General features: G+C 32.6%; 24 protein-coding genes and 1 other annotated feature. Of the genes, 20 read left to right on the forward strand and 4 right to left on the reverse strand.

What is annotated here, in order from left to right; genetic code table 11:
* Nucleotides 1-16: 16 nt before the first annotated feature.
* The 9 genes from AC5M21_RS02250 to ilvB all read left to right on the forward strand — a co-directional run bounded on the left by AC5M21_RS02250 (nt 17) and on the right by ilvB (nt 10550).
* On the forward strand, nt 17-520 hold the full coding sequence (locus AC5M21_RS02250) for a hypothetical protein (RefSeq protein WP_008790085.1): 504 nt from the start codon (nt 17-19) through the stop codon (nt 518-520).
* A 164-nt stretch (nt 521-684) separates the two neighbouring features.
* Nucleotides 685-942 (forward strand) — a binding site (T-box leader).
* Between the two features lie 62 nt (nt 943-1004).
* Nucleotides 1005-2687 carry a 2-isopropylmalate synthase gene (gene leuA / locus AC5M21_RS02255; RefSeq protein ID WP_008790084.1) on the forward strand — a complete coding sequence of 561 codons (1683 nt, stop codon included), beginning with the start codon at nt 1005-1007 and terminating at the stop codon, nt 2685-2687.
* 3 nt (nt 2688-2690) lie between these two features.
* Nucleotides 2691-3203 (forward strand): acetolactate synthase small subunit, encoded by a 513-nt coding sequence (ilvN, locus tag AC5M21_RS02260; RefSeq protein WP_008790083.1) that lies wholly within the window; start codon nt 2691-2693, stop codon nt 3201-3203.
* A 12-nt stretch (nt 3204-3215) separates the two neighbouring features.
* Nucleotides 3216-4232 (forward strand): ketol-acid reductoisomerase, encoded by a 1017-nt coding sequence (gene ilvC / locus AC5M21_RS02265; RefSeq protein ID WP_008790082.1) that lies wholly within the window; start codon nt 3216-3218, stop codon nt 4230-4232.
* Nucleotides 4233-4317: 85 nt separating this feature from the next.
* Nucleotides 4318-5589 (forward strand): 3-isopropylmalate dehydratase large subunit, encoded by a 1272-nt coding sequence (gene leuC / locus AC5M21_RS02270; RefSeq protein WP_017144092.1) that lies wholly within the window; start codon nt 4318-4320, stop codon nt 5587-5589.
* Nucleotide 5590: 1 nt separating this feature from the next.
* Nucleotides 5591-6085 carry a 3-isopropylmalate dehydratase small subunit gene (gene leuD, locus AC5M21_RS02275; RefSeq protein ID WP_008790080.1) on the forward strand — a complete coding sequence of 165 codons (495 nt, stop codon included), beginning with the start codon at nt 5591-5593 and terminating at the stop codon, nt 6083-6085.
* 4 nt (nt 6086-6089) lie between these two features.
* Nucleotides 6090-7172, forward strand: coding sequence for a 3-isopropylmalate dehydrogenase (leuB, locus tag AC5M21_RS02280; RefSeq protein ID WP_008790079.1), 1083 nt, complete (start codon nt 6090-6092; stop codon nt 7170-7172).
* 13 nt (nt 7173-7185) lie between these two features.
* The gene (ilvD, locus tag AC5M21_RS02285; protein WP_008790078.1) at nt 7186-8853 is read left to right on the forward strand and encodes a dihydroxy-acid dehydratase; all 1668 of its coding nucleotides are present in this window, start codon (nt 7186-7188) and stop codon (nt 8851-8853) included.
* A gap of 20 nt (nt 8854-8873) precedes the next feature.
* On the forward strand, nt 8874-10550 hold the full coding sequence (ilvB, locus tag AC5M21_RS02290) for a biosynthetic-type acetolactate synthase large subunit (protein WP_008790077.1): 1677 nt from the start codon (nt 8874-8876) through the stop codon (nt 10548-10550).
* 32 nt (nt 10551-10582) lie between these two features.
* On the opposite strand, the gene AC5M21_RS02295 is transcribed toward ilvB, so the two are convergent.
* The 3 genes from AC5M21_RS02295 to AC5M21_RS02305 all read right to left on the reverse strand — a co-directional run bounded on the left by AC5M21_RS02295 (nt 10583) and on the right by AC5M21_RS02305 (nt 12883).
* Nucleotides 10583-11389: a MurR/RpiR family transcriptional regulator gene (locus AC5M21_RS02295; protein WP_008790076.1), complete on the reverse strand. Its 807-nt coding sequence runs from the start codon at nt 11387-11389 to the stop codon at nt 10583-10585.
* Nucleotides 11390-11449: 60 nt separating this feature from the next.
* Nucleotides 11450-12019 (reverse strand): RDD family protein, encoded by a 570-nt coding sequence (locus AC5M21_RS02300; RefSeq protein WP_008790075.1) that lies wholly within the window; start codon nt 12017-12019, stop codon nt 11450-11452.
* 144 nt (nt 12020-12163) lie between these two features.
* Complete coding sequence (locus AC5M21_RS02305) at nt 12164-12883, reverse strand: 6-phosphogluconolactonase (RefSeq protein ID WP_008790074.1); 720 nt, start codon at nt 12881-12883, stop codon at nt 12164-12166.
* A gap of 293 nt (nt 12884-13176) precedes the next feature.
* Between AC5M21_RS02305 and AC5M21_RS02310 the strand changes: the two genes are divergently transcribed.
* The 4 genes from AC5M21_RS02310 (at nt 13177) to eno (ending at nt 19676) form a co-directional block, all read left to right on the forward strand.
* Nucleotides 13177-14553, forward strand: coding sequence for a PTS sugar transporter subunit IIC (locus AC5M21_RS02310; RefSeq protein WP_017144093.1), 1377 nt, complete (start codon nt 13177-13179; stop codon nt 14551-14553).
* Between the two features lie 251 nt (nt 14554-14804).
* Complete coding sequence (locus AC5M21_RS02315) at nt 14805-17129, forward strand: HAD-IC family P-type ATPase (RefSeq protein WP_117599064.1); 2325 nt, start codon at nt 14805-14807, stop codon at nt 17127-17129.
* Between the two features lie 69 nt (nt 17130-17198).
* Nucleotides 17199-18092 (forward strand): DUF7916 family protein, encoded by an 894-nt coding sequence (locus AC5M21_RS02320; protein ID WP_054689206.1) that lies wholly within the window; start codon nt 17199-17201, stop codon nt 18090-18092.
* Nucleotides 18093-18383: 291 nt separating this feature from the next.
* On the forward strand, nt 18384-19676 hold the full coding sequence (gene eno, locus AC5M21_RS02325; protein ID WP_008790070.1) for a phosphopyruvate hydratase: 1293 nt from the start codon (nt 18384-18386) through the stop codon (nt 19674-19676).
* Between the two features lie 28 nt (nt 19677-19704).
* Here the strand turns inward: eno and AC5M21_RS02330 are convergent, their stop codons facing one another.
* Nucleotides 19705-20010 carry a rhodanese-like domain-containing protein gene (locus AC5M21_RS02330; RefSeq protein WP_008790069.1) on the reverse strand — a complete coding sequence of 102 codons (306 nt, stop codon included), beginning with the start codon at nt 20008-20010 and terminating at the stop codon, nt 19705-19707.
* 115 nt (nt 20011-20125) lie between these two features.
* On the opposite strand from AC5M21_RS02330, the gene AC5M21_RS02335 reads away from it, so the two are divergent.
* The 7 genes from AC5M21_RS02335 to AC5M21_RS02365 all read left to right on the forward strand — a co-directional run bounded on the left by AC5M21_RS02335 (nt 20126) and on the right by AC5M21_RS02365 (nt 25974).
* Nucleotides 20126-20344, forward strand: coding sequence for a hypothetical protein (locus tag AC5M21_RS02335; RefSeq protein WP_017144094.1), 219 nt, complete (start codon nt 20126-20128; stop codon nt 20342-20344).
* A 137-nt stretch (nt 20345-20481) separates the two neighbouring features.
* Nucleotides 20482-20991 carry a CarD family transcriptional regulator gene (locus AC5M21_RS02340; RefSeq protein WP_008790068.1) on the forward strand — a complete coding sequence of 170 codons (510 nt, stop codon included), beginning with the start codon at nt 20482-20484 and terminating at the stop codon, nt 20989-20991.
* Nucleotides 20992-20995: 4 nt separating this feature from the next.
* On the forward strand, nt 20996-21442 hold the full coding sequence (locus AC5M21_RS02345; RefSeq protein ID WP_008790067.1) for a hypothetical protein: 447 nt from the start codon (nt 20996-20998) through the stop codon (nt 21440-21442).
* 175 nt (nt 21443-21617) lie between these two features.
* A complete protein-coding gene (locus tag AC5M21_RS02350; RefSeq protein ID WP_008790066.1) occupies nt 21618-22802 on the forward strand; it encodes a phosphoglycerate kinase in 1185 nt (394 codons plus the stop codon).
* Between the two features lie 15 nt (nt 22803-22817).
* Nucleotides 22818-23561 (forward strand): triose-phosphate isomerase, encoded by a 744-nt coding sequence (tpiA, locus tag AC5M21_RS02355; protein WP_008790065.1) that lies wholly within the window; start codon nt 22818-22820, stop codon nt 23559-23561.
* A 111-nt stretch (nt 23562-23672) separates the two neighbouring features.
* Complete coding sequence (locus AC5M21_RS02360; RefSeq protein WP_008790064.1) at nt 23673-25112, forward strand: DEAD/DEAH box helicase; 1440 nt, start codon at nt 23673-23675, stop codon at nt 25110-25112.
* Nucleotides 25113-25203: 91 nt separating this feature from the next.
* Nucleotides 25204-25974 (forward strand): hypothetical protein, encoded by a 771-nt coding sequence (locus tag AC5M21_RS02365; protein ID WP_008790063.1) that lies wholly within the window; start codon nt 25204-25206, stop codon nt 25972-25974.
* Nucleotides 25975-26075 lie beyond the last annotated feature (101 nt).

Consider the following 26075-nt stretch of genomic DNA (forward strand, 5'->3'; position numbering starts at 1 on the left):
CTAAAGGAGGTTTTTTATGAAAAAGATAATTATATTGATATGTTTGTTTGTTATAACTGGGTGCACAAATGGAAAGAAACAAGAGAATGCAACGACACCACTATCAAACGAGAATGTCACATCTCAAACTGAAGAATTTAAAAATGATAATTATGTAAAGTTTCCTGAAGTGAAAAACATTGTTTCATATTTAAAAGTATCACCTCAAGAAGTGATGATTCTTAATCAAACGGATGCTAGGCTTGTTTTTGGCTTAGCTATTGATGAAGTAGATGCTCATGATGAATCAATTCCTTCGATTTATAATTATGTGAAAATGTTAGAAAAAGAGGGATATAGTGTAGAGCTGTATGATGGAACAATTTCTTCAACCTTTGTATTACAAAAGGATCATTACAAAATATCAATTACGACTATTTCAATGATTGATGAGTGGAAAGAAACTCATAAAGATGAAATGGATGTTGAAAAATTAAGTAATGAAAATTTAGTTTATGAAATAATTCAAAATAATCAATAAGTCTATTCATATAAATATGTATATATCTAATTTTAAGATAATTTAGTGAAAATCCAAAATATAATATATACAATTTTCCAAAACTAAAAATTCACAAACAAAAAACTGAAATTCTTATTGACTATAAATGGAAAAGAGTATATGATATATGCAACAACCCTATAGGAAATACAAAGATAGGAAATAGTAAATAATGATATGAAGCATAGAGAGACTTTGGTTGGTGAAAAAAGTCGAGAATACATTATTGAACTCATCCTTGAGTGGAGCACTGAAACAATAGGAGTAAGCTGCTACGGAACTTGCGACCGTTATCACGCTAGAGTATGAACTTATAAATAAGCGTACTTGATAAGGTTATTGTCGTGAGGCAATAATAAATATGAGGTGGAACCACGAAGTGAGTAACTCTCGTCCTCTATTATGAATTTCTTTCATGATGGAGACGAGATTTTTTATTATATAGGGAAGAGGGAGGCAGAACATGAACTATAAAAAGTATAAGAAGTTTGAAACAGTGAAGTTGAAAGATCGTACTTGGCCAGACAATGAAATTGTCAAAGCACCAATTTGGTGTTCTGTTGATTTACGTGATGGTAATCAAGCACTCATTACACCAATGAAAATCGAAGAAAAAGTAGAGATGTTTCAATTATTAGTTGATTTAGGGTTTAAGGAAATTGAAGTTGGTTTTCCATCTTCATCACAAATTGAATATGATTTCTTAAGATTATTGATTGATGAAAATTTAATTCCTGATGATGTGACTGTGCAGGTTTTAACACAGGCAAGAGAACATTTGATTAGAAGAACATTTGAATCATTAAAAGGATTAGATAAAGCCATTGTTCATATTTATAATTCAACTTCAATTCTACAAAGAGACGTTGTCTTTGGAAAAGGAAAAGAAGAAATTAAGAAAATTGCTGTTGAGGGAACAAAATTAGTCAAAGAATTATCTCAGGAATTTGAGGGAAAAGTTATCTTAGAATATTCACCAGAAAGTTTTACAGGAACAGAAGTAGACTATGCATTAGAAATTTGTGAAGCTGTCATGGATACATGGGGAGCAACACCTGATAATAAAGTTATCATTAATTTACCATCAACTGTTGAAATGGATACACCAAATGTTTATGCAGATCAAATTGAATGGATGTGTAAGAACTTTAAAGACAGAGAACGTGTTATTGTCAGTTTGCATCCACATAATGATAGAGGTTGTGGTGTAGCGACAACTGAGCTTGGATTATTGGCAGGAGCAGACAGAGTAGAAGGAACATTATTTGGAAATGGTGAGAGAACAGGAAATGTTGATGTGATTACTTTAGCATTGAATATGTATACTCATGGAATTGATCCAGAACTTGAATTAAGTCAAATGAATCATATCAAAGCAATCTATGAAAAAGATACAAAGATGGAAGTTCCACCACGTCATCCATATGCTGGACAACTTGTCTTTACAGCGTTCTCGGGTAGTCATCAAGATGCTATTAATAAAGGAATGCATGCTTATCACGAAAGAGGTCAAGAACTTTGGGAAGTTCCATACTTACCAATTGATCCAGCTGATTTAAATAGACAATATGAACCAATTGTTCGTATTAATTCACAATCAGGAAAAGGTGGGGTTGCATTTGTGATGGATACTGTCTTTGGTTATCAATTACCAAAAGCCTTACAAGCAGATTTTGCAAAAGCAATTCAAAATATTAGTGAAACAGAAGGTGAAGTCTCACCTGAAAGAATCTATGATACTTTCAAGAAAGAATATATTGATAATGAGACACCATATAAGTTTATTAAACAAAGATTAATTGATATCAGTGATGAAGGTGAATATGAAAGAAGAGCAGAAGTCACGATTGAAGATCGTGGAGTCATGAAAACTTTAGTTGGATATGGAAATGGTCCAATTGATGCTGTGAAGAATGCTTTTAACTCACAAGAGGATTTCTTGTATACTGAGTTAATTAATTATAGTGAACATGCTTTAACAGCTGGTTCTTCTGCTAAAGCTGCCGCTTATATTCAACTGCGACCTAAAGGCAGTGCAGTGTGTGAATATGGAGTCGGTGTTCATCCAGACATTACAACTGCAACAATTAAGGCAATGATTTCGGCAATGAACCGTATTCATAAATATATGAAAAAGGAAGGATAGATTATGGAAGAACTCATTTTATCAATTCTTGTTCATAACAGTTCGGGTGTTTTGACACGTGTCAGTGGATTGTTTGCTCGACGTGGTTATAACATTGATAGTTTAACTGTTGGACCAACAAGTACAGAGGGTGTTTCTCGTATGACTGTTGTCGCTCAAGGCGATCAGCAGATTCTAGAACAGATCGAGAAACAGTTAAGAAAGTTAGAAGATGTTATTGAAATATTTGCATTGCCACGTGTCTCTTCAGTATATCGTGAATTATTGATGGTGAAAGTAGAAGCAGATCAATCAACAAGAGCAGATATTGTTTCAATAGTAGATATCTTTAGAGCAAAAATTGTAGATGTATCACCTGATTCACTGGTTGTAGAAGTCACTGGTGATCACAGTAAGATTAATGGCTTATTAGCCATGTTAGATGGTTTCAATATCGTTGAGATTGTACGTACTGGTTTAGCTGGTATTTCAAGAGGTCTTAGTGATTTTGATATAAAAAAAGTAGAAAACAAATAGGGGGTCAAGAAAATGGCAAAAATTTATTATCAGTCAGATTGTGATTTATCTTTATTAGATAACAAAACAGTAGCAATCATTGGGTATGGTTCTCAAGGACATGCTCATGCATTAAACTTAAAGGAATCTGGAGTTAACGTTATTATCGGTTTATATGAAGGTTCTAAATCTTGGGCAAAAGCAGAAGCACAAGGATTTGAAGTTTACACTTCAGCTGAAGCTGCTAAGAAAGCAGATATCATCATGATTTTAATTAATGATGAGTTACAAGCAAAATTATACAAAGAATCAATTGAGCCAAACTTAGAAGAAGGAAACATGTTAATGTTTGCTCATGGTTTCAATATTCATTTTGGACAAATTGTTCCACCTAAGAATGTCGATGTCACTATGGTTGCGCCAAAAGGACCAGGACATACAGTTCGTAGTGAATATCAAGCTGGAAAAGGTGTTCCTTGTCTAGTTGCAGTAGAACAAGATGCAACAGGAAGAGCACAAGATATTGCATTAGCTTATTCATTAGGTATTGGTGGAGCAAGAGCTGGTGTACTAGAAACAACATTTAGAACAGAAACAGAAACTGATTTATTTGGTGAACAAGCTGTTTTATGTGGTGGTGTTTGTGCCTTAATGCAAGCTGGTTTTGAAACATTAGTAGAAGCTGGATATGATGAAAGAAATGCATATTTTGAATGTATTCATGAAATGAAATTGATTGTAGATTTAATTTATCAATCTGGATTTGAAGGTATGAGATATTCTATCTCTAATACAGCTGAATATGGTGATTATATTACTGGACCAAAAATTATCACTGAAGATACAAAGAAAGCAATGAAAAAAGTTTTATCTGATATTCAAGATGGAACTTTTGCTAAAGATTTCTTATTAGATATGTCTGAAGCTGGTGGACAAGCTCACTTTAAAGCTATGCGTAAATTAGCAACTGAACATATATCTGAAAAAACTGGTAAAGAAGTTAGAAAATTATATAGCTGGTCTGATGAAGACAAGTTAATTAATAACTAATCAATACACACACTTTTGTGTGTGTTCAGTAAAGAGTCTTAGACTCTTTAGTGATGACATACAAAGGATGAAGGGGGAAGTAATTATGTCGATGACAATGACACAAAAGATATTAGCTGATCATGCAGGTTTAAAACAAGTTGTAGCTGGTCAATTGATAGAAGCAAAATTAGATGTTGTAATGGCTAATGATATTACAGGACCAATGGCATTGCCTATTTTTAAACAAATGGCTAATGAAGTCTTTGATAAGGATAAAGTGATTTTGGTTCCAGATCATTTTACACCAAATAAAGATATTAAATCTGCTGAGAATTCAAAGGCAATTAGAGAATTCTCTTTAAATCAATGCTTAACACATCATATGGAACAAGGAAAATGTGGTGTTGAACATGCTATCTTACCTGAAAAAGGAATTGTTGTAGCAGGGGAATGTATTATTGGAGCAGATTCTCATACATGTACTTATGGAGCTTTAGGAGCATTTTCTACTGGTGTTGGAACAACTGATATTGCGACTGGTATGGCAACTGGCGAATTGTGGTTCAAGGTACCAAGTGCTATTCAATTTGTATTAAAAGGAAAATTACAACCTTATGTAAGTGGTAAAGATGTTATCTTACACATAATTGGTAAAATTGGTGTTGATGGAGCTTTATATAAATCAATGGAGTTTACAGGTGAAGGAGTTGCTGAACTTTCAATGGATGACCGTTTTACAATCTGTAATATGGCTATTGAGGCAGGAGCTAAAAATGGAATTTTCCCTGTTGATAATCAAACAAGAGATTATATGAAGAAACATTCAAAGAAAGAGTATAAAGAATATATAGCAGATAAAGATGCAGTTTATGATGAAGTGATTGAAATTGATTTGTCTTCAATTGTTCCTACTGTTGCATTTCCTCACTTACCAGGAAATGCACATACAATGGATGAAATCAATAATGAAGAGAAAATTATGATTGATCAAGTTGTCATTGGATCATGTACAAATGGAAGAATGAGTGATTTACGAAAAGCAGCTGCTATTCTAAAAGGAAAGCAGGTTGCTCATCATGTACGTGTGATGGTTGTTCCAGCAACACAAAAAATCTTTGTACAATGTATTCAAGAAGGATTGGCTGAAATCTTTGTTGAAGCAGGTTGTGCTTTTAATACACCAAGTTGCGGTCCTTGTATGGGTGGACATATGGGTGTTATGGCAAAAGGTGAAAAATGTGTTTCAACAACAAATCGTAATTTTGTAGGAAGAATGGGAGATACGCAGGCACTTATTTATTTGGCTTCTCCTGAAGTCGCAGCTGCAAGTGCAATTGCAGGATATATTGCAGATCCTAGAAAGGATGGGGAGTAACATGTTAGCACACGGTAAAGTCTTAAAATATGGTGATAATGTTGATACTGATGTTATTATTCCAGCAAGATATTTGAATTCGTTTGATGCAAAAGAATTAGCAAGTCATGCCATGATTGATATTGATCCGACCTTTGTAGAAAGAGTAGAGCCTGGTGATATTATGGTTGCTGGAAAAAACTTTGGTTGTGGATCGTCTCGTGAGCATGCGCCTTTAGCATTGAAGACAGCAGGTGTAAGTTGTGTTATTGCAAAATCGTTTGCAAGAATTTTCTATCGTAATTCTATTAATATTGGTTTTGCTATCTTAGAATGTGAAGAAGCAGCAAATGATATTGATGAAGGAAATGAAGTCGAAGTAGATTTTGATACAGGTAAAATTATAAATAAAACAAAGAATATAGAATATCAGGCACAGCCATTTCCAGAATTTTTACAAAAAATGATTCAAGCAAATGGTTTAGTAAACTATGTGAATGAAAAGAAGAAAGGATAAATGTATGGAAAAGAATATTGCAGTCATTAAAGGTGATGGAATTGGACCAGAGATTGTGAATGAAGCATTAAAAGTCTTAAATGCAATTTCAAGAAAATACAATCATACTTTTCATTATCGTGAGATTTTAATGGGAGGAGCTTCTATTGATGCATATGGGGTGCCATTAACAGATGAAGCCATTCAGGTGGCACAAAATAGTGATGCTGTCTTGTTGGGATCAATTGGTGGAGATACAAATACATCTCCATGGTATCAGTTAGAACCAGCACTTCGACCAGAAGCGGGATTATTAAAAATCAGAAAAGAATTAAATTTATTTGCAAATTTAAGACCCGCTTATCTATATGATGAATTAAAAGGGGCTTGTCCTTTAAAAGAAGAAATCACTGAAGGTGGTTTTGATATGATGATTATGCGTGAATTGACAGGTGGCTTGTATTTTGGAGCAAGAGAAACAAAAGAAGTCAATGGGCAAATGGTAGCACATGACAATTTAATATATAGTGAAAATGAAATCAGAAGAATTGCTATTCGTGGATTTGATATTGCCATGAAACGTAGAAAGAAAGTAACAAGCGTTGATAAAGCGAATGTTCTTGATACTTCTCGTTTATGGAGAAAAGTTGTGAATGAGGTTGCTAAGGATTATCCTAGTGTTGAAGTTGAACATATGTTAGTGGATAATTGTGCAATGCAATTGGTTAAGAATCCTCGTCAGTTTGATGTGATTTTAACAGAAAACATGTTTGGAGATATTTTAAGTGATGAAGCCAGTATGGTTACAGGGTCAATTGGAATGTTATCTAGTGCATCATTAAGAGATGATAAATTAGGAATGTATGAACCTAGCCATGGGAGTGCACCTGATATTGCAGGAAAAAATATTGCAAATCCAATTGCTACAATTCTTTCAGCCGCTATGATGTTAAGATATTCATTTGATATGGATCAAGAAGCAGAGGCTATTGAAAGAGCGATTGAAAAGGTTTTAAAGGATGGATATCGTACAATTGATATTATGTCTGATGGACAGACAAAGGTATCGTGTTCACAAATGGGTGATTTGATAGTTGAGAGACTATAGAGGGAGGAAAAGCATGAAAAGTGATAATGTCAAAACAGGTGTTGAAAGAGCACCTCATAGATCTTTATTTAATGCATTAGGAATGACAGAAGAAGAACTAGCTAGACCGTTAATTGGAGTTGTTAATTCTTATAATGAAATTGTTCCTGGACATATGAACTTAGATAAAATAGCCGAAGCAGTCAAGAAAGGAATTTATTTGGCAGGTGGAACACCAATTGAAGTTCCAGCTATTGCAGTTTGCGATGGGATTGCTATGAATCATACAGGAATGAAATATTCATTGGTTACAAGAGAGTTGATTTGTGACAGTACTGAATGTTTAGCTAATGCACATCAATTTGATGGATTGGTTATGATTCCTAATTGTGATAAAAATGTTCCTGGATTATTAATGGCAGCTGCTAGATTAAACATTCCAACAATTTTTGTAAGTGGCGGACCAATGTTAGCTGGTAGAAGATTAGATGGGAAACAAACTTGTTTATCAACTTTATTTGAAGCTGTTGGAGAATTTAATTCAGGTAAAATAACTGAAGCAAAATTAAAAGAATTTGAAGAAAAAGCCTGTCCTACTTGTGGATCATGTTCAGGTATGTATACTGCTAATTCTATGAATTGTTTAACAGAAGTTCTTGGAATGGGATTAAAAGGAAATGGAACAATTCCGGCTGTTTATAGTGAAAGAATTAGACTGGCAAAACATGCTGGAATGCAAATTATGGAATTGGTAGAAAAAGATATTAAACCAAGAGATATTATGACACCAAATGCTTTCTTGAATGCCTTAACTGTTGATATGGCTTTAGGATGTTCAACAAACTCAATGTTGCATTTACCAGCAATTGCTTATGAAGCAGGTGTTGATTTGAACTTAGAAATTGCCAATGAAATCAGCAAGAAAACACCTAACTTATGTCATTTAGCTCCTGCTGGAGATACATTTATGGAAGATTTGAATGAGGCTGGTGGGGTTTATGCAGTTATGAATGAATTAGATACTTTAGGCATTTTGCATACAGATGTTATGACATGTACAACAAAAACATTAAAAGAGAATATTGAGGGTTGTGTCAATCTTGACCCAAATATTATTAGACCTATTACTAATCCTTATAGCAAAACTGGTGGTATTGCAGTCTTAAAAGGGAACTTAGCACCAGATAGCTGTGTTGTAAAGAAATCAGCAGTGGCACCAGAAATGATGCAACATAAGGGACCGGCAAGAGTCTTTGATTGTGAGGAAGATGCAATTGCGGCTATTCGTGCAGGTAAAATTGTGGCTGGTGATGTCGTTGTGATTCGTTATGAAGGACCTCGTGGTGGTCCAGGAATGCGTGAAATGTTATCCCCTACAAGTGAAATCGCTGGGATGGGGTTAGATAAAGATGTTGCTTTGATTACTGATGGACGTTTCTCTGGTGCGACTCGTGGTGCATCAATTGGACATGTTTCTCCTGAAGCAGCAGTTGGAGGACCAATTGCTTTTGTTCAAGAGGGAGATATGATTGAGATTGATATTGAGAATAATAGTATTCAATTATTAGTCAGTGATGAGGAAATGGCAGAAAGAAAGAAAAACTGGGAACCTAAAATGCCTGAAGTGAAAGGATATTTGAAGAAATATGCTGCAATGGTTACTTCAGCAAACACTGGAGCAGTTTTAAAAGTTAAAGATTAAAGAAGAGGAGGAAAGATACTATGGAAATGAAAGGATCAGATATTGTTGTTGAATGCTTACTTGAACAAGGTGTTGATACTGTGTTTGGGTATCCTGGTGGAACAATTTTAGAAATCTATGATAGTCTATATAAATATCAGGATAAGATTAACCATATCTTGACTTCTCATGAACAAGGTGCATCTCATGCTGCTGATGGATATGCTCGTGCAACTGGTAAGGTAGGTGTTTGTCTAGCAACAAGTGGTCCAGGAGCAACAAATCTTGTCACTGGAATTGCAACTGCACAAATGGATTCGATTCCTCTTGTTGCAATTACAGCCAATCAGGCGGTTTCATTACTTGGAAAAGATAGCTTTCAAGAAGTTGATATTGCTGGAGTGACAATGCCAATTACTAAGCATAACTTTATTGTTAAGAAAATTGAGGATTTAGCTCCAACTATTCGTAAGGCATTTCAAATCGCTAAAGAAGGAAGACCTGGGGCTGTCCTCGTTGATATTACAAAAGATGTCACTATTAAAAAGGGTGATTATAAACCACAAGTTCCTGAAGTCATTGAAAGACGTAGTTATACTTATCCAACAGAGACAATCAAGAAAGCTATTCAGATGATTGAAAAGAGTGAAAGACCATTTGTGTTTGTTGGCGGTGGAGCTATTGCCGCTGGAGCATCTGAAGAACTTAAAGAATTTGTAGAAAAAATTGATGCACCTGTAGCTGATTCATTGATGGGAAAAGGGGCTTATGATGGAACTAACCCACGTTATACAGGAATGCTAGGGATGCATGGAACAAAAACGAGTAATTTAGGTGTTTCTCGATGTGACTTATTAATTGTTGTGGGGGCTAGGTTCAGTGATCGTGTCACTGGAAATACAGCCAAATTTGCAAGAAATGCTAAGATTATTCATATTGATGTTGATGCTGCAGAAATTAATAAGAATGTTGCAGTTGACTTGGGTATTGTTGGAGATGCTAAGAGTATTTTAGGGGCATTAAACTTATTGTTAGCACAACAAAATCATCCCCAATGGTTAAAAGAAATCAGAGGGTTAAAAGAACAATTCCCATTAACATATAATCCAGATATTTTAACAGGACCTTATGTTATTGAACAAATAGAAGCTATGACAGATAGTAATGCTATTATTTGTACAGAAGTTGGCCAAAATCAAATGTGGGCTGCTCAGTATTACCATTTTAGAAGACCTCGCCAATTGATTACAAGTGGTGGGTTAGGAACAATGGGATACGGTCTAGGGGCTTCTATGGGGGCAAAATATGGAAAGCCAGATCAAGTTGTTTTCAATATTGCTGGAGATGGATGTTTTAGAATGAATCTCAATGAATTGGCAACGGCATCTCGATATAATGTTCCAATCATTCAAGTTGTTTTAAATAATCATGTCTTAGGTATGGTTAGACAATGGCAAACACTATTCTATGATAAACGTTATTCTGCAACAATCTTAAATGATAAAGTTGATTTTTGTAAAGTTGCTGAAGGTTTAGGGTGTAAAGCTATTAGGGTGACAAAGAAAGAAGAAGTTTTACCTGCGATTCAAGAAGCCATTGATTATAATGGACCAATTGTTATTGAATGCATTATTCAAGAGGATGATAAAGTGTTCCCAATGGTTGCACCAGGAGCACCTATTGATGAAGTCTTTGATGAAAATGATATTAGTGAATAATTAAAAATAGCCTTGTAGACATAAATAATTGTCTATAAGGCTGTTTTGTTATTTTTTTCTTGTAATATTTTTGTATACTGGACGCAAATGAGATCTGAAATAATAATCAGAGGATAAGGATGACTTGCGAAATCATTTCGACTGTGATAACGGACATATGCGTCTATATAAGGGAGGGAGATACTAAAATTAGATGTTATCATATATATTTTAGGTTTCATTTTTAAATTCTTAAATGGTTTGGTTCGCTGAAAGACACGATCAAAATAAGTTCCGGACTCTGAGAAGATAATAATTAAAGTTTCTTCATCAGCATTATTGATATAATCAACTTGATCAATAAACTTGATACAAGTAAAAAGTATTTTACCATTTGTTTGTAAGTCATATTGTAGATTTAAAGCAACATTTTCAGATTGCATATATCCAAAAGCAGCAACTTTCTTATATGCGTGTATATCTTCTACCAAATGCTCAAGATCATTTTCAATATGACTATTATAAAGTGTTTTTAAATTATCTATAACACTCAAAATATAAGATTTACTTAAGGATTGAGCTTCAAAATCTTTAAAGTTGAATTTGCCTTTTGCATGTTCGTGTTCAATCGCAAATCTAGCTATTTGATTCTTTAAAGCATGAAAATCCCTTAAGCCAATATCACGGCAGAAACGTGAGATGCTGGAATTAGAAACATAGCAACTTTGGGCAAAATCAGTTAAAGTAAATTCCTCTAAATTATGAATATTTTCAATAATAAATTTTGCTATTTTATAATTATTAGAGTCTTTTGGTTCACTATTAATAGTAGATAATAGAATAATCATCAAATTAAACATAGTTTTTCCCTCTTTTCGACATATATATTATATATATCATGAAAGTTGGGAGAATACAATTTATTTCTTTATGACAAGAGTATTAGCTATCTTATCGTGGAATGCCTGTGACATTGGCTGAAAATATGCATAGCCAATAGAAACAATTGTAAGTGCATAGGCAATATATTTAAGTGGTGTTACAAAACTTGCTAAACCAAACAAAGGTAGTAATTTTCTTATGTATGTTGCAGTTATAATGATTCCACCTTCTAAAATAACAGCACCGAGTAATTCTCTTTTTAAAATAGTTTGTAATGTGAGTTCATTGGCATTTTGATCAATGACTTGTATTTTACATAGCTTCTTTCCTAATGTCTGACCTTTCCAAACAAAACTAGGAATGACAACATAATAGACAATACCAATGATAATTGCATAAATTCCAAGCAATAGTCCAATTTGAAAACTATATTCATTGAGTTCAAACATATAGGGTTGTAAGTAATCGTCTCCACGAAAATAAAAAGTGATAGGAATAACAGCAAGCATATTGGTAAGATACCAATCAATCACCATAGCAAAAAACCTACACATTCTCACTTCAATAATATCGTATTTATTTGTCATCATTGTTTTTTTCTTAGTCATATTTTTTACCTCATTTTTTATATAGTTAAGTATATCAATCTCCATATATAAGACCAAGGGATTTCCATGAAATAAAAAACTTTTCCAGATTTTGGAAAAGAGTTGATAAAAGGAAAACGAACGATGTTGTTTTCCTTATAAAAATTAAAGTCTCTTATAATCTTCCCTATTTAATAAAGAAGCAGCTTCTTTATCACAGATAACTGTAAAATTAGGATGAAGTTTTAAGACAGTTGCTGGCAATTCATCTGTAATCGGTGAATCTAAGACTTGTTTTAAAATTTCAGCTTTTTCTTTGCCTGTAACAATCATGACCAGATGTTTAACACGCATTAAACTTTTTGGACCCATTGTTAATGTAACAGGTAAATGTGGTTTGGCTGGATATGTAGGATTTGCAGCATTTTTTGTTGCACGGTCCATTGGATAAGTATAGCTATCCATTGGTGTACATCTTGGACAATTGCTACAGAAATGGCCATCAAATCCTAGTCCAATTAACATAACATCAATGCCACCAGCATCACGAATTTCCTGATCATATGTTTCCCAGTTTTCCATAGTTGTGGTATGAATTCTTTTGGCAGGAATATGGGCATCTTTAAAGAATAATTCTTGCATTTCTTCCCAGTTAGGGCCATAAGGTTTATCAAGATATGGGGCTTCATCAAATAAGTAATACTCAATATCTTTAAATTTTTCTTGATCCTTGACATAAGGAATCATCATCTTGTACAAATTGATTGGAGATTTCCCAGCAGTTAAAGAAATATTAACTCTCTTATCCTGCATCATTGTACCTAGTAAAATGTGCATAGCACTTTCACTCATTTTTTGTTCATTTTCTTCAATAATTAACTTCATAAACTTTTTCCTCCTTGATCTCGTTGTGTTTTTCACACATCTTTCACAAGAAGATAATACTCACACATGTCCCATTATAATTTTTTTTAGACTTGTGTCAAGAATATATTTTGATATTTAAATTTATGATTTTTCGAATAATTTAACACTAATTTATAAATATATAACAATTATAGATCATTATCAACTCATTTCCACATTGTGGAAATGTTTTCGACAATATGGAAAATAATTGAATTTGTAAGAGCCATAATTATATAATCAGGGTACAGATTCAGGAGGGAGGAATATTCATGAATTTCATGGAAAAATTCAATGAACTTGCAAATCGTACGCTTGTACCGATTGCAAATAAATTAGGGAATCAAAGACATCTGGCTGCTATTCGTGATGGAATGGTTGTTGCTATTCCGTTATCTATCTTAGGTGGTGTATGTTTAATTATTTCAACACCGCCATTTAAACCAGATACGTTACCTAATTGGGGATTTATTAGTGATTTGTTGTTAGGATGGTATAATTGGGCACAGGCTAACAAAGCGATGCTGCAATTACCATATAATATGACGATGGCTTTAATGGGGTTATTTGTAGCCTTTGCTATTGCATATCATTTGGCTAAGAGATATAAGATGCCAACATTAAATACTGCAATTGTTTCGACAGCTGTTTTTTTTATAGTGACATCACCAGCTGTATCTGCTGTCCCTACAAGTGCTATAAGCGAAGGATCAAATATGACTGATTTATTAGGTATGGCAGGTAATTATATACCAATGACATTCTTAGATGCGAAGGGAATATTTACAGCTATCATTGTTGCTATTGGCTGTGTTGAAATTATGCATTTTATGTTAGCTAAAAATATTCGTTTTAAGATGCCAGAAGGTGTTCCACCAGCGATTAGTTCTTCATTTGATGCAATTATGCCATTATTTGTCTGTGTTATTACATTCTATGCTATTTCGTTATTCATTCAAAATGTGAGTGGAGAATTGTTACCAAGTATGATTATGACACTTTTAGCACCAGCAATTTCAGGATTAGATTCTTTATTGGGAATTTGTTTAATTACAATTATTGCTCAGACATTCTGGTTCTTTGGATTACATGGTGCAAGCATTACACAACCAATTAGATTGCCTTTTATGCAAATGTATTTAGTTGCTAATATTACTGCATTTACTGCTGGTGAACCCATTGCCCATTTCTTTACACAACCATTTTGGTCATATGTGATAACACTGGGTGGCGGTGGAGCAACTTTAGGATTATGTATCTTACTGCTTCGTTCGAAATCAGTGGAATTAAAAACTTTGGGGAAACTTTCAATAGGACCAGCAATCTTTAATATTAATGAACCAATTATCTTTGGATTACCAATGGTGTTAAATCCATTAATGATGATACCGTTTATTTTTGTACCAGTTATTAATTCTATTATTGCTTATGCGTGTATGGCATTTCAGATTGTTGGAAAAGGTGTTATTGAAACACCATGGACAACTCCTGCACCATTAGGAGCTGCATTGGGATGTATGGATTTTAGAGCAGCTATTATGGTTATCGGATTAATTGTATTGGATATGTGTTTATATTATCCATTCTTTAAATTACTTGAAAAACAAAAATTAAGTGAAGAAAGCGGAGTTCAAACAACAGAAAACTAAATATAAGAAGATAAAACTCACACACACAAACTTCGTTTCATCATTTAATGATCTCTGATTATTATTTTATAATTAGAGATTTTTATATTTTATTATGATTTATAGTATTCTTTCGTTTTTCTTTAGAAATTATTAGACAAAATAATCATAAATTATCTATAACAATATGATAATATAATGTAAAGTTTATGTGAATAATTATGAGTTTTGAAAGAAATATGTTATGATAGAAAACAAAAGTAGGTGTAAGTGTGAGAAAAGTCAAAGGATTAACAAATGAACAAGTTCAAAATGAAATGAAATTAGGACATATGAATATATCTCCTAAGCCACTCGTAAAGAGTTATCGTCAAATTGTCATTGAACATGTTTTTAATTTATTTAATGCATACAATTTTGTAATAGCTGTTGCTTTAATTATGGTTCAAGCATGGTCTAGTTTATTTTTTGTCGTTATTGTAACTTCTAATACAGTCATTAGAATTTATCAGGAAATAAGATCAAGAAATATGGTAGCCAAACTTAATTTAATTATCTCACCAAAGACAAAAGTTTTAAGAGATGACCAAATTCAAGAAATAGATAATGAAGAAATAGTTCTTAGCGATGTTATTTATTTAGAAACAGGAAATCAAATATCTGCTGATTCTATAGTTTTAGATACAGCAGTAGAGGTTGATGAGTCATTACTTACTGGTGAAGTTGATCCTGTTTTAAAAAGAGTTGGAGATCATCTTTTGTCAGGGAGCTTTATTGTTTCAGGTGCTTGTCATGCTGAAGTAGAGCATGTCGGAATAGATAACTATGCAACAAAGATTGCTAATGAAGCAAGAAACCGTAAACCAGTGATTTCTGAACTTGTGACATTTTTTAATAAAGTCACAAAGTTTACAAGTTTTCTTGTTTTACCATTGAGTATATTGATGTTATATCAAGCATTAATTGTGCGTGATGAGTCAATGACAATGGCTATAGTTAATACTTCTACAGCATTGCTTGGGATGTTGCCAAAAGGATTGGTATTATTAACAAGTGTTTCAATGGCTGCTAGTATTGTTCGATTAGGGAAAAAAGAGGTTCTTGTTCAAGAAATGTTCAGTATTGAAACATTATCTCATGCTGATGTATTATGCTTGGATAAAACAGGGACATTAACACAAGGAAAAATGGAAGTTCAAGATCTCATTTTATTTGACCATAAATTACCTTATGATATTAATGATGTTATGTCTTCATTTGTTAGTGGTAGTCTTGATAACAATGCAACATTTCAAACATTGTCGAAATATTTCCAAGGAAATACAAAATATGACACCAAGGATAGAGTCTCTTTTTCTTCAGCTAGAAAATGGAGTGCTTCTTTCTTAGAGAACGTAGGAACAATAATTGTAGGGGCTCCAGAATTTATTATACCTGATTTGGTAATGCCACAAAGTGTTGAGGTGGCAAAACAAAAAGGTGCACGTGTTCTCCTTGTTGCTCATCATCCTGATTTTGAAACATTTCAAGATGATTTGAAAAACGCAATACCTATGGCAGCAATTGTGATTCTTGATCCATTAAGAGCAGATGCTAAAGAAACAATTGATTTCTTTAGAGAAAATGATGTTCTTATTAAAGTGATTTCAGGTGATAATCCAGTGACTGTGAGTGCGTTGGCAGCTCAAGCTGGTGTCGAAAATTCAAGCCATTATCTGGATGCAACAACATTACAAACAGATGAAGATATTGAAAATGCTATTATGAATTATAATGTTATTGGTCGAGCAACGCCTCATCAAAAACACAAAATGATATTAGCGCTTCAAAGCCATAAATTAAAAGTTGCGATGACTGGTGATGGAGTGAATGATGTCTTGGCATTGAAAGATGCAGATGTTTCTATTGCAATGGGATCGGGGTCAGATGCTGCTAAACAAATATCTCAATTTGTAGTCATTAATGGTGAATTATCTACAATGGTCGATGTTGTCAAAGAAGGACGTTTAGATACTAATAATGTGGAGCGTTCTGCTTCTATGTACTATTTAAAAACCATTTATACAATTTTGATTGCCATAGCAATGGTTTTATTGAATATGCCTTATCCATTTATTCCTTTTCAAATGACTTTATTAGATAACTTTGTAGAAGGTTTTCCATCATTTATGATTTTGTTTGAAAAGAATATTAGTAAACAAAAAGAATCAATTGCACGTCATACTTTACGTTATTCTGTTCCAAATGCGATGGCAGTTGTTTTGAGTGTTATTTGTATGAGTATCTTTTCTGATCAATTAGGATTAAATTTAAATGAATTGTTTACAATTCTTTATTTCTCAACTGCAATGATTGCTATCCACTTGATTTATCGTATTTATAGTCCAGTAAACTGGTACAGAGGTTTTGTATTGATTATTGATGTCATTGGATTTATTATTGCAACTCGTTTGTTCTGGGATTGGTTACAACTTGCGCCAATGACATGGGGATTATTCCAGTATATTTCTATCATTGTGATAGGTGGTATTATCTTATCAACAATCATCTCATACTTTATAAATCGTTATCTTGATAAAGATATAGCTGAAAGATGAAAATCATTCAGTTTTCTTTCATATGAGGAAAAAAAGAGTATAATAGAAAATAGAAATGGAGGTTTGATTATGAAAAGATTATTAAATTGTACAACAAGTGAAATGTTAAGTATGAACAAGGATGAATTAAAACAATCTATTCTTGCATGTGAAGGAAGAACTGTGATGACTGAAACAGTCTGCGCAATTCCACCTTTATTAGGAGATTTAACAAATGCTGAATTGGCTGTTTCTTTTGGAAGTGATATGGTCTTATTGAATGTCTTTGACTGCAATCATCCTACAATTATGGGTTTGCCAGAAACAGAGCAACCTGTTCAGTTATTAAAAAAACTAATAGGAAGACCTGTAGGTTGTAATCTAGAACCAATTGATAATGATGCTACTATGATGGAAGATAGATATGAAATATCTAGTGGACGTCATGCAACAAAAGAGACATTCATAAAAGCAAAAGAACTTGGTTTTGACTTTATTTGTTTAACAGGTAATCCTGGAACTGGAGTAAGTCATGCATCTATCGAAAAAGCAATATTATTAGCAAAAGAATATTTTGGTGGTCTCATTATTGCTGGAAAAATGCATTCTTCTGGAATTGATGAAGCATTGGTTGATTTGAAAAGTATTGAAGGATTTATTGAAGCGGGAGCAGATATTATCTTAATGCCAGCTGTGAATACAGTCCCTGGTTTAACTGAAAAAGAATTACATACAGCTTGTCAATTCATTAAATCTAAAGGTGCATTATCATTAAGTGCAATTGGAACATCTCAAGAAGGTAGTGATGAAGCAACCATTAGAGAGATTGCATTAATGAATAAGCGATGTGGTATTGATATTCAACATATTGGTGATGCGGGATGGTGTGGTATGGCTTTACCAGAAAATATTATGACATTATCTATTGCTATTAGAGGTAAACGTTGGACATATCATAAGATTGCATCTTCAGTCAATCGATAATATGGAAAGAGCACTTTATCACAAATTGATAGGTGCTTTTTTATAAAAACAAGAAAAAGATCTGCTAAAAAAACATATGGTTTTCTCAATTTTGACAATAAATGAGTTAATTTTCACTTCGATTATTTGAAAAAGTTTTTTTGGCATTTCTTTTTATGCATAAATGTTGCATAAAAAATAATGATGTGTTATTCTATATATGGTTAGCGAAGACTAACTTTGTGTGTATAAATGATTTTCTATCCTATGCCAACCACATAGGGTAGGAACTCTATTTAAGGAGGACGAAAGATGGATAAAATTAGTCGTATCTATGCAAGAGAAGTGTTAGATTCTCGTGGGAATCCAACAGTCGAAGTTGAAGTTAGCAGTGAATATGGAGCATTTGGTAGAGCCATTGTCCCTAGTGGTGCATCTACAGGTGTTCATGAAGCAGTGGAATTAAGAGATGGAGACCAAAATAGATATTTGGGGTTAGGAGTATCAAAAGCAGTTGATAATGTTAATGAAATTATTGCGAAAGAAATTGTAGGTAGAGATGTCACTGCCCAAAGAGAAATTGATGAAGCAATGATTGCCTTAGACGGGACTGCAAATAAAGGAAAATTAGGAGCAAATGCAATTCTTGGTGTTTCATTAGCAGTTGCAAGATGTGCAGCAGATAGTTTAAATGTCCCATTGTATAAATATATTGGTGGAGCTAATGCCCATGTTTTACCAACACCAATGATGAATATTATAAATGGTGGTGCACATGCAGATAATAATGTAGATTTCCAAGAATTTATGATTATGCCAGTAAGTGCAGGTTCATTTAAAGAGACAATTCGAATGGGAGCAGAAATTTTCCATGCTTTAAAGAAGGTCTTGAAGGCTAAAGGATTAAATACAGCAGTTGGTGATGAAGGTGGTTTTGCACCGAATTTAGCATCTAATGAAGAAGCAATTCAAACAATTCTAGAAGCTATTGAAAAAGCTGGATATCAACCAGGTACTGATGTGAAATTAGCAATGGACGTAGCCAGTTCAGAATTCTATAAAGATGGTATGTATACATTACCTGGTGAAAACAACAAATCTTTTACATCAAAAGAACTTGTTGATTTCTATGTTGAGTTATGTGAAAAGTATCCAATTATTTCAATAGAAGATGGATTGGATCAAGATGACTGGGAAGGATGGGATTATCTAACTGAGAAGTTAGGTGGTAAAGTTCAACTTGTTGGTGATGATTTCTTTGTCACAAATACAAAAAGATTACAACAAGGTATTGAAAGAGGTGTTGCGAATTCAATCTTAATTAAAGTGAATCAGATTGGAACATTAACTGAAACATTAGAAGCTATTGAAATGGCTCAAAAAGCTAATTATACAGCAGTTATTTCACATCGTTCTGGTGAAACAGAAGATACAACAATTGCTGATATTGCAGTTGCTACAAACGCTGGACAAATCAAAACTGGTTCTGCTTCAAGAACAGATCGTATTGCAAAATACAATCAATTATTAAGAATTGAAGATGAATTGTCAGCCCAAGGTCAATTTGCAGGGTTAGAGGCATTCTATCAATTGTCAAAGTCATAATCTAAAAGCCATCAATCTATGATGGCTTTTAAAAATACATATCATTTTGCACATTTAAAAAGGCTTGAAATCCTCCTGATATATAATAGGCTTGAAATCCTAATTGGGATAATTGACGAGAGAGTTCCTCAGTTCTTTTTCCACTATAACAAATCAAAACAATTGGTTTTGATTTGGAAAAAGTTAAGATATCTCTTAATAGTTGATCAGGTTGAATATTTAGAAAGTTTTTAATATGCAGTTGATTGTATTGGTGTGGATCTCTTATATCAATAAAAGTATAATCTTGATTTACAAGTTGATAAATCATTTCTGGTTCAATAGCATTATTCATAGAATCACCTAATTTAAAGTATTCATTATTTTGAAATATGTGATTTATAATAATAGTTGACTCTTCATAGAAACTCCATATAAATATGTTATTATGGCTACAGGTGATAGAGATGATGAAAAAAAAGAAATTAATAATGATACAACTGATGATGACTATACTTATTATATCGATATTGTTTAGTTTATGGATATTACATGTATTTGATATTTTTAGAGAATTGCAATTTATTTTAGCTTGTTTAATTGGTGTCATTGGGATCTGCAGTATTCTTCTTTCGCTTTATAAGTTATTGTCGAATCGTAAAGAACCTATCAAAGCATATCGAAGATAATCAGAATTTTACGAATTTTCTTTCTGACATTATTTAAAAAAGTATGATATAATGTAAGAAACTCAACGCGTTGTTTGCCCAAACGTAAATCCAGTTGGTGCAGGTAATGCGTTGTTTTATTATAAGGAGGATGATGAATGTATAAGATTAACGATATGGTGGTATATGGGAATGAAGGCGTATGTAAGATAACTGATTTAACAAAGCGCTCATTTGCAAATAAGGTTGTTGAATATTATGTATTAAAGCCTGTATATAATGAACATTCAATTGTATATATACCTATTGATAATGAAGAATTGGTATCTAAGATCAAGAGAATTCTTTCGGTTGAAGATATTCATGAATTAATTCGAACACTTCCTAATGAAGACTATTGCTGGATTGAAAATGATAATCAGCGAAAAGAAAAATATCGTGAGATTATAAAAAGTGGTAATCGTAAAGAATTGATGAAAATGATTCGAACACTCTATTTATATCAACAGGAGTTAAAGAAAGATGGTAAAAAAATTCATGCTGCTGATGATAAATTTTTTAAGGATGCAGAAAAAGTTCTATATGACGAATTTGCTTATGTATTAGATATTGAACAAGAAGATGTTGTTTCTTTTATTTGTGATCAATTTGAAGTTAATGAGGTATAGATGTATGTATGATCAAAATGATTATATTGTTTATCAAGATGGTATTGCTAGAGTTATAGAAGTAGAGAACAATCAAGTCATTATAGAAGATTATATAAGTCAGGAAATCAAAAATATAAATCACCATCATATTATCAGAAAGATTTGTTCTTTAGAAACTATTAAAGATATTTTAGAGAGAATAGAATTTATAAGAACAGTTTATGCTCCTCAAAAGAAAGTTTTAGAAGAACTCTATCAAGAGGCAATGATGAAATATGATGAACTTGAATGGGTAAAAGTTATTAAAAGTGTTTATGTAAGAGAGAAAATGAAGAAAGCATATTCTTTTGAAAGAGCGTATCGAATACAGGCAGAACACTTTTTAAATAGTGAGATTTCTATATTATTACAAATTCCTGAAGAAGAAGTGAATCAATATATTATCAATTCTATTCATGAAAATGGATAGAATGGAAACGTTATGTAAAGACAAAACATAACGTTTTTCTTCATATGAAAATGCGAAAAATAGCGATATAATGAAAGATAAGAGAAAGCCTTGATAAATGCTTCACATAAGCAAAGAAAGCGATTGAAAATCGTCAGTAAGAGTGTTATAATTCAACCATGGAGGAATGTGAAAAATGGATAAAAAAACAATTAAAGATATTGAAGTTGCTGGAAAAACTGTCTTAGTTCGTGTTGACTTCAATGTACCTAGAAACAAAGAAACAGGAGAAATTACAAACGACAACAGAATTGTTGCTGCTTTACCAACTCTAAAATATTTATTAGCAGAAGGACCAAAAGCAATTGTATTATTTTCTCATTTAGGGAAAGTAAAAACTGAAGAAGACAAAGCTAAAAATGATTTAGCTGTTGTTGCTCCTAGATTATCTGAATTATTAGGAGTTGATGTTAAATTCGTTAATTGTACTAGAGGAGCTGAACTTGAAAATGCAGTGAAAGAAGCTAATAATGGTCAAGTTATTTTAGTACAAAATACACGTTATGAAGCTGGTGAAAGTAAAAATGATCCAGAACTTGGAAAATACTGGGCATCTTTAGGTGATGTATTTGTTGAAGATGCATTTGGTTCTGTACATAGAGCTCATGCTTCTACAGCGGGAATTCCTGCTCACTTACCATCAGCAGCTGGTTTCTTAGTAGAAAAAGAAATCGCATATATTGGAAAAGCTGTAAGTAATCCAGAAAGACCTATGGTAGCGATCTTAGGTGGAGCTAAAGTTTCTGATAAAATTTTAGTTATTGAAAACTTATTAAAGATTGCTGACAAAGTTATTGTTGGTGGAGGTATGACTTATACTTTCATGAAAGCAATGGGACATAACATTGGTAATTCTTTAGTTGAAGAAGATCGTATTGAAGTTGCTAAAGAAATTATTGCTAAAGGTGGAGATAAATTAATCTTACCTGTTGATTCTGTTATCAATAATGCGTTTGCAGAGACAGGTGATATCAAAGTTTGTGGTGAAGATGTACCTGAAGGATATATGGGATTAGACATTGGACCTAAATCTGTTGAAAACATCAAAAATGCTTTAGCAGGTGCAAAAACAGTTATCTGGAATGGACCAATGGGTGTATTTGAAATGGAACCATTTGCAAAAGGAACAATTGCTGTATGTGAAGCATTAGCTAATTTAGATGATGCCAATACAATTATTGGTGGTGGAGATAGTGCTGCTGCTGTTATGCAATTAGGATATGCAGATAAAGTTTCTCACATTTCTACAGGTGGAGGAGCTTCATTAGAATACATGGAAGGTAAAGTTTTACCTGGTATTGCTGCTATTGATGATAAATAATTAGGGAGAATGAAAATGAGAAAACCAATTATCGTAGGAAACTGGAAAATGAATAAAACAATTGCAGATACAAAAGCGTTTGTTGCTGCAGTTGATAGTGCTTGTAATGATAATGCTGATTGGGGAATTGCTACTCCATATTTAGCTTTACAAGCTGCTAAAGAAGGTGCAAAAAATTTAATTATTGCAGCTGAAAACTGTCACTTTAAAGATAGTGGTGCTTATACTGGTGAAATCAGTGTTGAAATGTTGAAAGAAATCGGAATTGAATGGGTTATCTTAGGACATTCTGAAAGAAGACAATATTTTGGTGAAACTGATGAAACAGTCAATGCAAAAATGTTACAAGTTTTACACAATGATATGACTCCAATCGTATGTGTTGGTGAAACATTGGAAGAATATGAAGCTGGAACAACTAAAGATGTTGTCAAGACACAAACAGTTGCTGCTTTCAAAGATGTATGTCCAAACTGTGCTGGAAGAGTTGTTATTGCTTATGAACCAGTATGGGCTATTGGTACAGGTAAAACTGCAACGAATGAAATTGCACAAGATGTTTGTGCATATATTAGAAGCGTTGTTGCTGAATTATATGGTCAAGAAGTTGCTGATAAAGTAAGAATTCAATATGGTGGATCTGTGAAACCTGAAGGATTAAAAGAATTATTAGAACAACCTGACATTGATGGAGCATTGGTTGGTGGAGCTTCTTTAGTAGAAGATTCTTATAAAGCTATGATTGCTGCATTAGATTAATATAAAGATTCGGACTCATAACTTTTGTTATGAGTTTTTCTTTATTTTTAAATAGTTCTTGCAAGTTTGGATGAATTCATGGATACTAGGGAAGTAGAAACGAGGGTAATTATGAAATTTAAAGAATTGAATATTGATGGAAGAATACAAGATGCACTTGAAAAGTTAGGATATAGTGAAGCAACAGAAGTCCAGTCTGCAGTCATCCCAGAGTTAAAACAAGAACGTGATGTCATTGTCAAAGCAAAGACAGGAAGTGGGAAGACAGCAGCTTTTGCAATTCCGCTTTTAGATTCAGTTGTTTGGGAAGAGAATAAACCACAAGTACTGGTATTAACACCAACAAGAGAGCTTGCTATACAGGTAAAAGAAGATTTTGATAATATTGGCACTTATAAAAAAATAAAGACTTTAGCTATTTTTGGGAAACAGCCATATAAGTTTCAAACACAAGATTTAAAACAAAAAACACATGTTGTTGTAGCGACACCAGGTCGTATATTAGATCATTTACAGAGAGGAACATTTGATGCAAGTCATTTAAAATATCTAGTTTTAGATGAAGCGGATGAAATGCTAAATATGGGTTTTATTGAAACTGTTGAAAAAATTATTGAAAAATTACCAGTCAAAAGAACAACTTGTCTTTTTTCAGCAACCTTACCAGAAGAGATTAAAAAACTCGCAGCAAAATTTATGAAAAATCCAGTACAGGTCAATATAAAGCAATCTCAAGTCATTAATCAAAAGATAGAAACATATGCATATGAAGTCATGTCATATGAAAAAGCAGGTTTTCTTTTAAAGCTGATTGTTCATGAAAAGCCTTCAAGTGCTATTATTTTTTGTGAAACACAAGAAAGAGTTAATGAAGTTTATGATATGTTATATAAAAATGGTATATCTGTGCATAAAATACATGGAGGTATGTTACAAACTGATCGTCTTGAAAATATGAATGATTTTCGTTTAGGGAAAGTTCAATTTTTAGTTGCAACTGATGTAGCAGCAAGAGGAATTGATATTGAAAATATTTCTCATGTTATAAATTATGATTTACCTAGGGAAGCTCAAAATTATATTCATAGAATTGGCAGAACAGCAAGGATTGGGAAAGCAGGAATTGCTATTTCATTATTGAGTAAAGATGATTATAAACGTCGTATGTGTATTGAAGACTATACAGAGACATCATTTGATATAAAGGATAATGAATCTATTTTTAATACGGTTGTTAATTGTCAATCATTAAATGAACTAAAAAAGATGGTTGTTCAAAAGGAAAAGAAAAATAAAGTTTTACAGGAAGATATTATGAGACTTTATTTTAGTGTAGGTAAAAGAAAAAAGATAGCAGCAGGAAATTTGGTAGGAGCTATCTGTGCTCTTGAAGATGTTAATGGTGATGATATTGGAATTATCCAAGTTCAGGATATGTGTAGTTATGTAGATATTTTAAATGGTAAAGGTAAGAGTGTTGCTCAAAGACTCAACAATACACTTATTAAAGGACGGACAATGAAAGTAGAGATTGCTAATAGAAAAATGTAGGTAGGTTATATATTAAGAAAATCTTAAGAATTGTTTTGTTGACATTAATTTCCAAAATGTATACTATATGAGTATAAGTGGAGGGACAAATATGAAATTGAAGCGAATAATAGCATGTTTGTGCGCTGTGATGTTAGTTGGGTGTGGGAGTTCAGATAAACCATCTGGTTCATCAACACAAAAAGGTCTTTATGAAAATTTGGATGGTAAAGCAACACTAGGCGAAGTTATAAAGAAGATGAATAATGATGTTTCTTATGTAAAAAGTGATATTGATGAAAATGGAAATATTGTGAATAATGAAATCTATAAAATAGATAATCATTTATGTTTTGTTTCTAAATCTGTATTTGAAGAAGGTGCATATAATACATTATCTTATACAATAACGCAAGGAAATAATTTTCATTCACTTTATTTAGGTGATGATAATACATATAAATATGATATCATGAACGATTATTCTCATATTGTAGAAAAAATACATGTTGATTATTTAAATGATAAGAATTATGAAGTCTATAATGTAGAGAGAAAAGATGAAGATAATCAAATTGTTTTGACTATAAAATTAAAGATGACTGAAATAACTGGTGGTGGTATTGAAGAAACAGAAACACGATATGCAATCAGTCAAATAGTTATTAATAAGGATGGTTATATATCACAAGAAGAAATTACTTATTATACAAATGATCAATTTTCAGAAACTTCAGGAGATATCAAAACAATAAAGAATTCTGATTTTAATAGTAAGAATCAGAAAGATTTTGAAAAAGAAATTGATTTAATGAAATCATGCGATGGATTAACTGATCAAGAAGTCAAAGAAAAGTTAAATATAATAACAGAAGAAGCTTAGCTTCTTTTTTCATTAAATGAAAATATTTTAATGTTTTTGGAACGGAATTTCAATAAACAAAGTGATAATCAACATAATTTGACATCTTAATTCCAAAAAAG

The sequence above is a fragment of the Coprobacillus sp. genome (assembly GCF_984815275.1).

Bases quoted from the DNA above. Each gene is read 5' to 3' on its own strand.
- AC5M21_RS02250 (WP_008790085.1), top strand. From the start codon at position 17: ATGAAAAAGATAATTATATTGATATGTTTGTTTGTTATAACTGGGTGC.
- leuA (WP_008790084.1), top strand. From the start codon at position 1,005: ATGAACTATAAAAAGTATAAGAAGTTTGAAACAGTGAAGTTGAAAGAT.
- ilvN (WP_008790083.1), top strand. From the start codon at position 2,691: ATGGAAGAACTCATTTTATCAATTCTTGTTCATAACAGTTCGGGTGTT.
- ilvC (WP_008790082.1), top strand. From the start codon at position 3,216: ATGGCAAAAATTTATTATCAGTCAGATTGTGATTTATCTTTATTAGAT.
- leuC (WP_017144092.1), top strand. From the start codon at position 4,318: ATGTCGATGACAATGACACAAAAGATATTAGCTGATCATGCAGGTTTA.
- leuD (WP_008790080.1), top strand. From the start codon at position 5,591: ATGTTAGCACACGGTAAAGTCTTAAAATATGGTGATAATGTTGATACT.
- leuB (WP_008790079.1), top strand. From the start codon at position 6,090: ATGGAAAAGAATATTGCAGTCATTAAAGGTGATGGAATTGGACCAGAG.
- ilvD (WP_008790078.1), top strand. From the start codon at position 7,186: ATGAAAAGTGATAATGTCAAAACAGGTGTTGAAAGAGCACCTCATAGA.
- ilvB (WP_008790077.1), top strand. From the start codon at position 8,874: ATGGAAATGAAAGGATCAGATATTGTTGTTGAATGCTTACTTGAACAA.
- AC5M21_RS02295 (WP_008790076.1), bottom strand. From the start codon at position 11,389: ATGTTTAATTTGATGATTATTCTATTATCTACTATTAATAGTGAACCA.
- AC5M21_RS02300 (WP_008790075.1), bottom strand. From the start codon at position 12,019: ATGACTAAGAAAAAAACAATGATGACAAATAAATACGATATTATTGAA.
- AC5M21_RS02305 (WP_008790074.1), bottom strand. From the start codon at position 12,883: ATGAAGTTAATTATTGAAGAAAATGAACAAAAAATGAGTGAAAGTGCT.
- AC5M21_RS02310 (WP_017144093.1), top strand. From the start codon at position 13,177: ATGAATTTCATGGAAAAATTCAATGAACTTGCAAATCGTACGCTTGTA.
- AC5M21_RS02320 (WP_054689206.1), top strand. From the start codon at position 17,199: ATGAAAAGATTATTAAATTGTACAACAAGTGAAATGTTAAGTATGAAC.
- eno (WP_008790070.1), top strand. From the start codon at position 18,384: ATGGATAAAATTAGTCGTATCTATGCAAGAGAAGTGTTAGATTCTCGT.
- AC5M21_RS02330 (WP_008790069.1), bottom strand. From the start codon at position 20,010: ATGAATAATGCTATTGAACCAGAAATGATTTATCAACTTGTAAATCAA.
- AC5M21_RS02335 (WP_017144094.1), top strand. From the start codon at position 20,126: ATGAAAAAAAAGAAATTAATAATGATACAACTGATGATGACTATACTT.
- AC5M21_RS02340 (WP_008790068.1), top strand. From the start codon at position 20,482: ATGTATAAGATTAACGATATGGTGGTATATGGGAATGAAGGCGTATGT.
- AC5M21_RS02345 (WP_008790067.1), top strand. From the start codon at position 20,996: ATGTATGATCAAAATGATTATATTGTTTATCAAGATGGTATTGCTAGA.
- AC5M21_RS02350 (WP_008790066.1), top strand. From the start codon at position 21,618: ATGGATAAAAAAACAATTAAAGATATTGAAGTTGCTGGAAAAACTGTC.
- tpiA (WP_008790065.1), top strand. From the start codon at position 22,818: ATGAGAAAACCAATTATCGTAGGAAACTGGAAAATGAATAAAACAATT.
- AC5M21_RS02360 (WP_008790064.1), top strand. From the start codon at position 23,673: ATGAAATTTAAAGAATTGAATATTGATGGAAGAATACAAGATGCACTT.
- AC5M21_RS02365 (WP_008790063.1), top strand. From the start codon at position 25,204: ATGAAATTGAAGCGAATAATAGCATGTTTGTGCGCTGTGATGTTAGTT.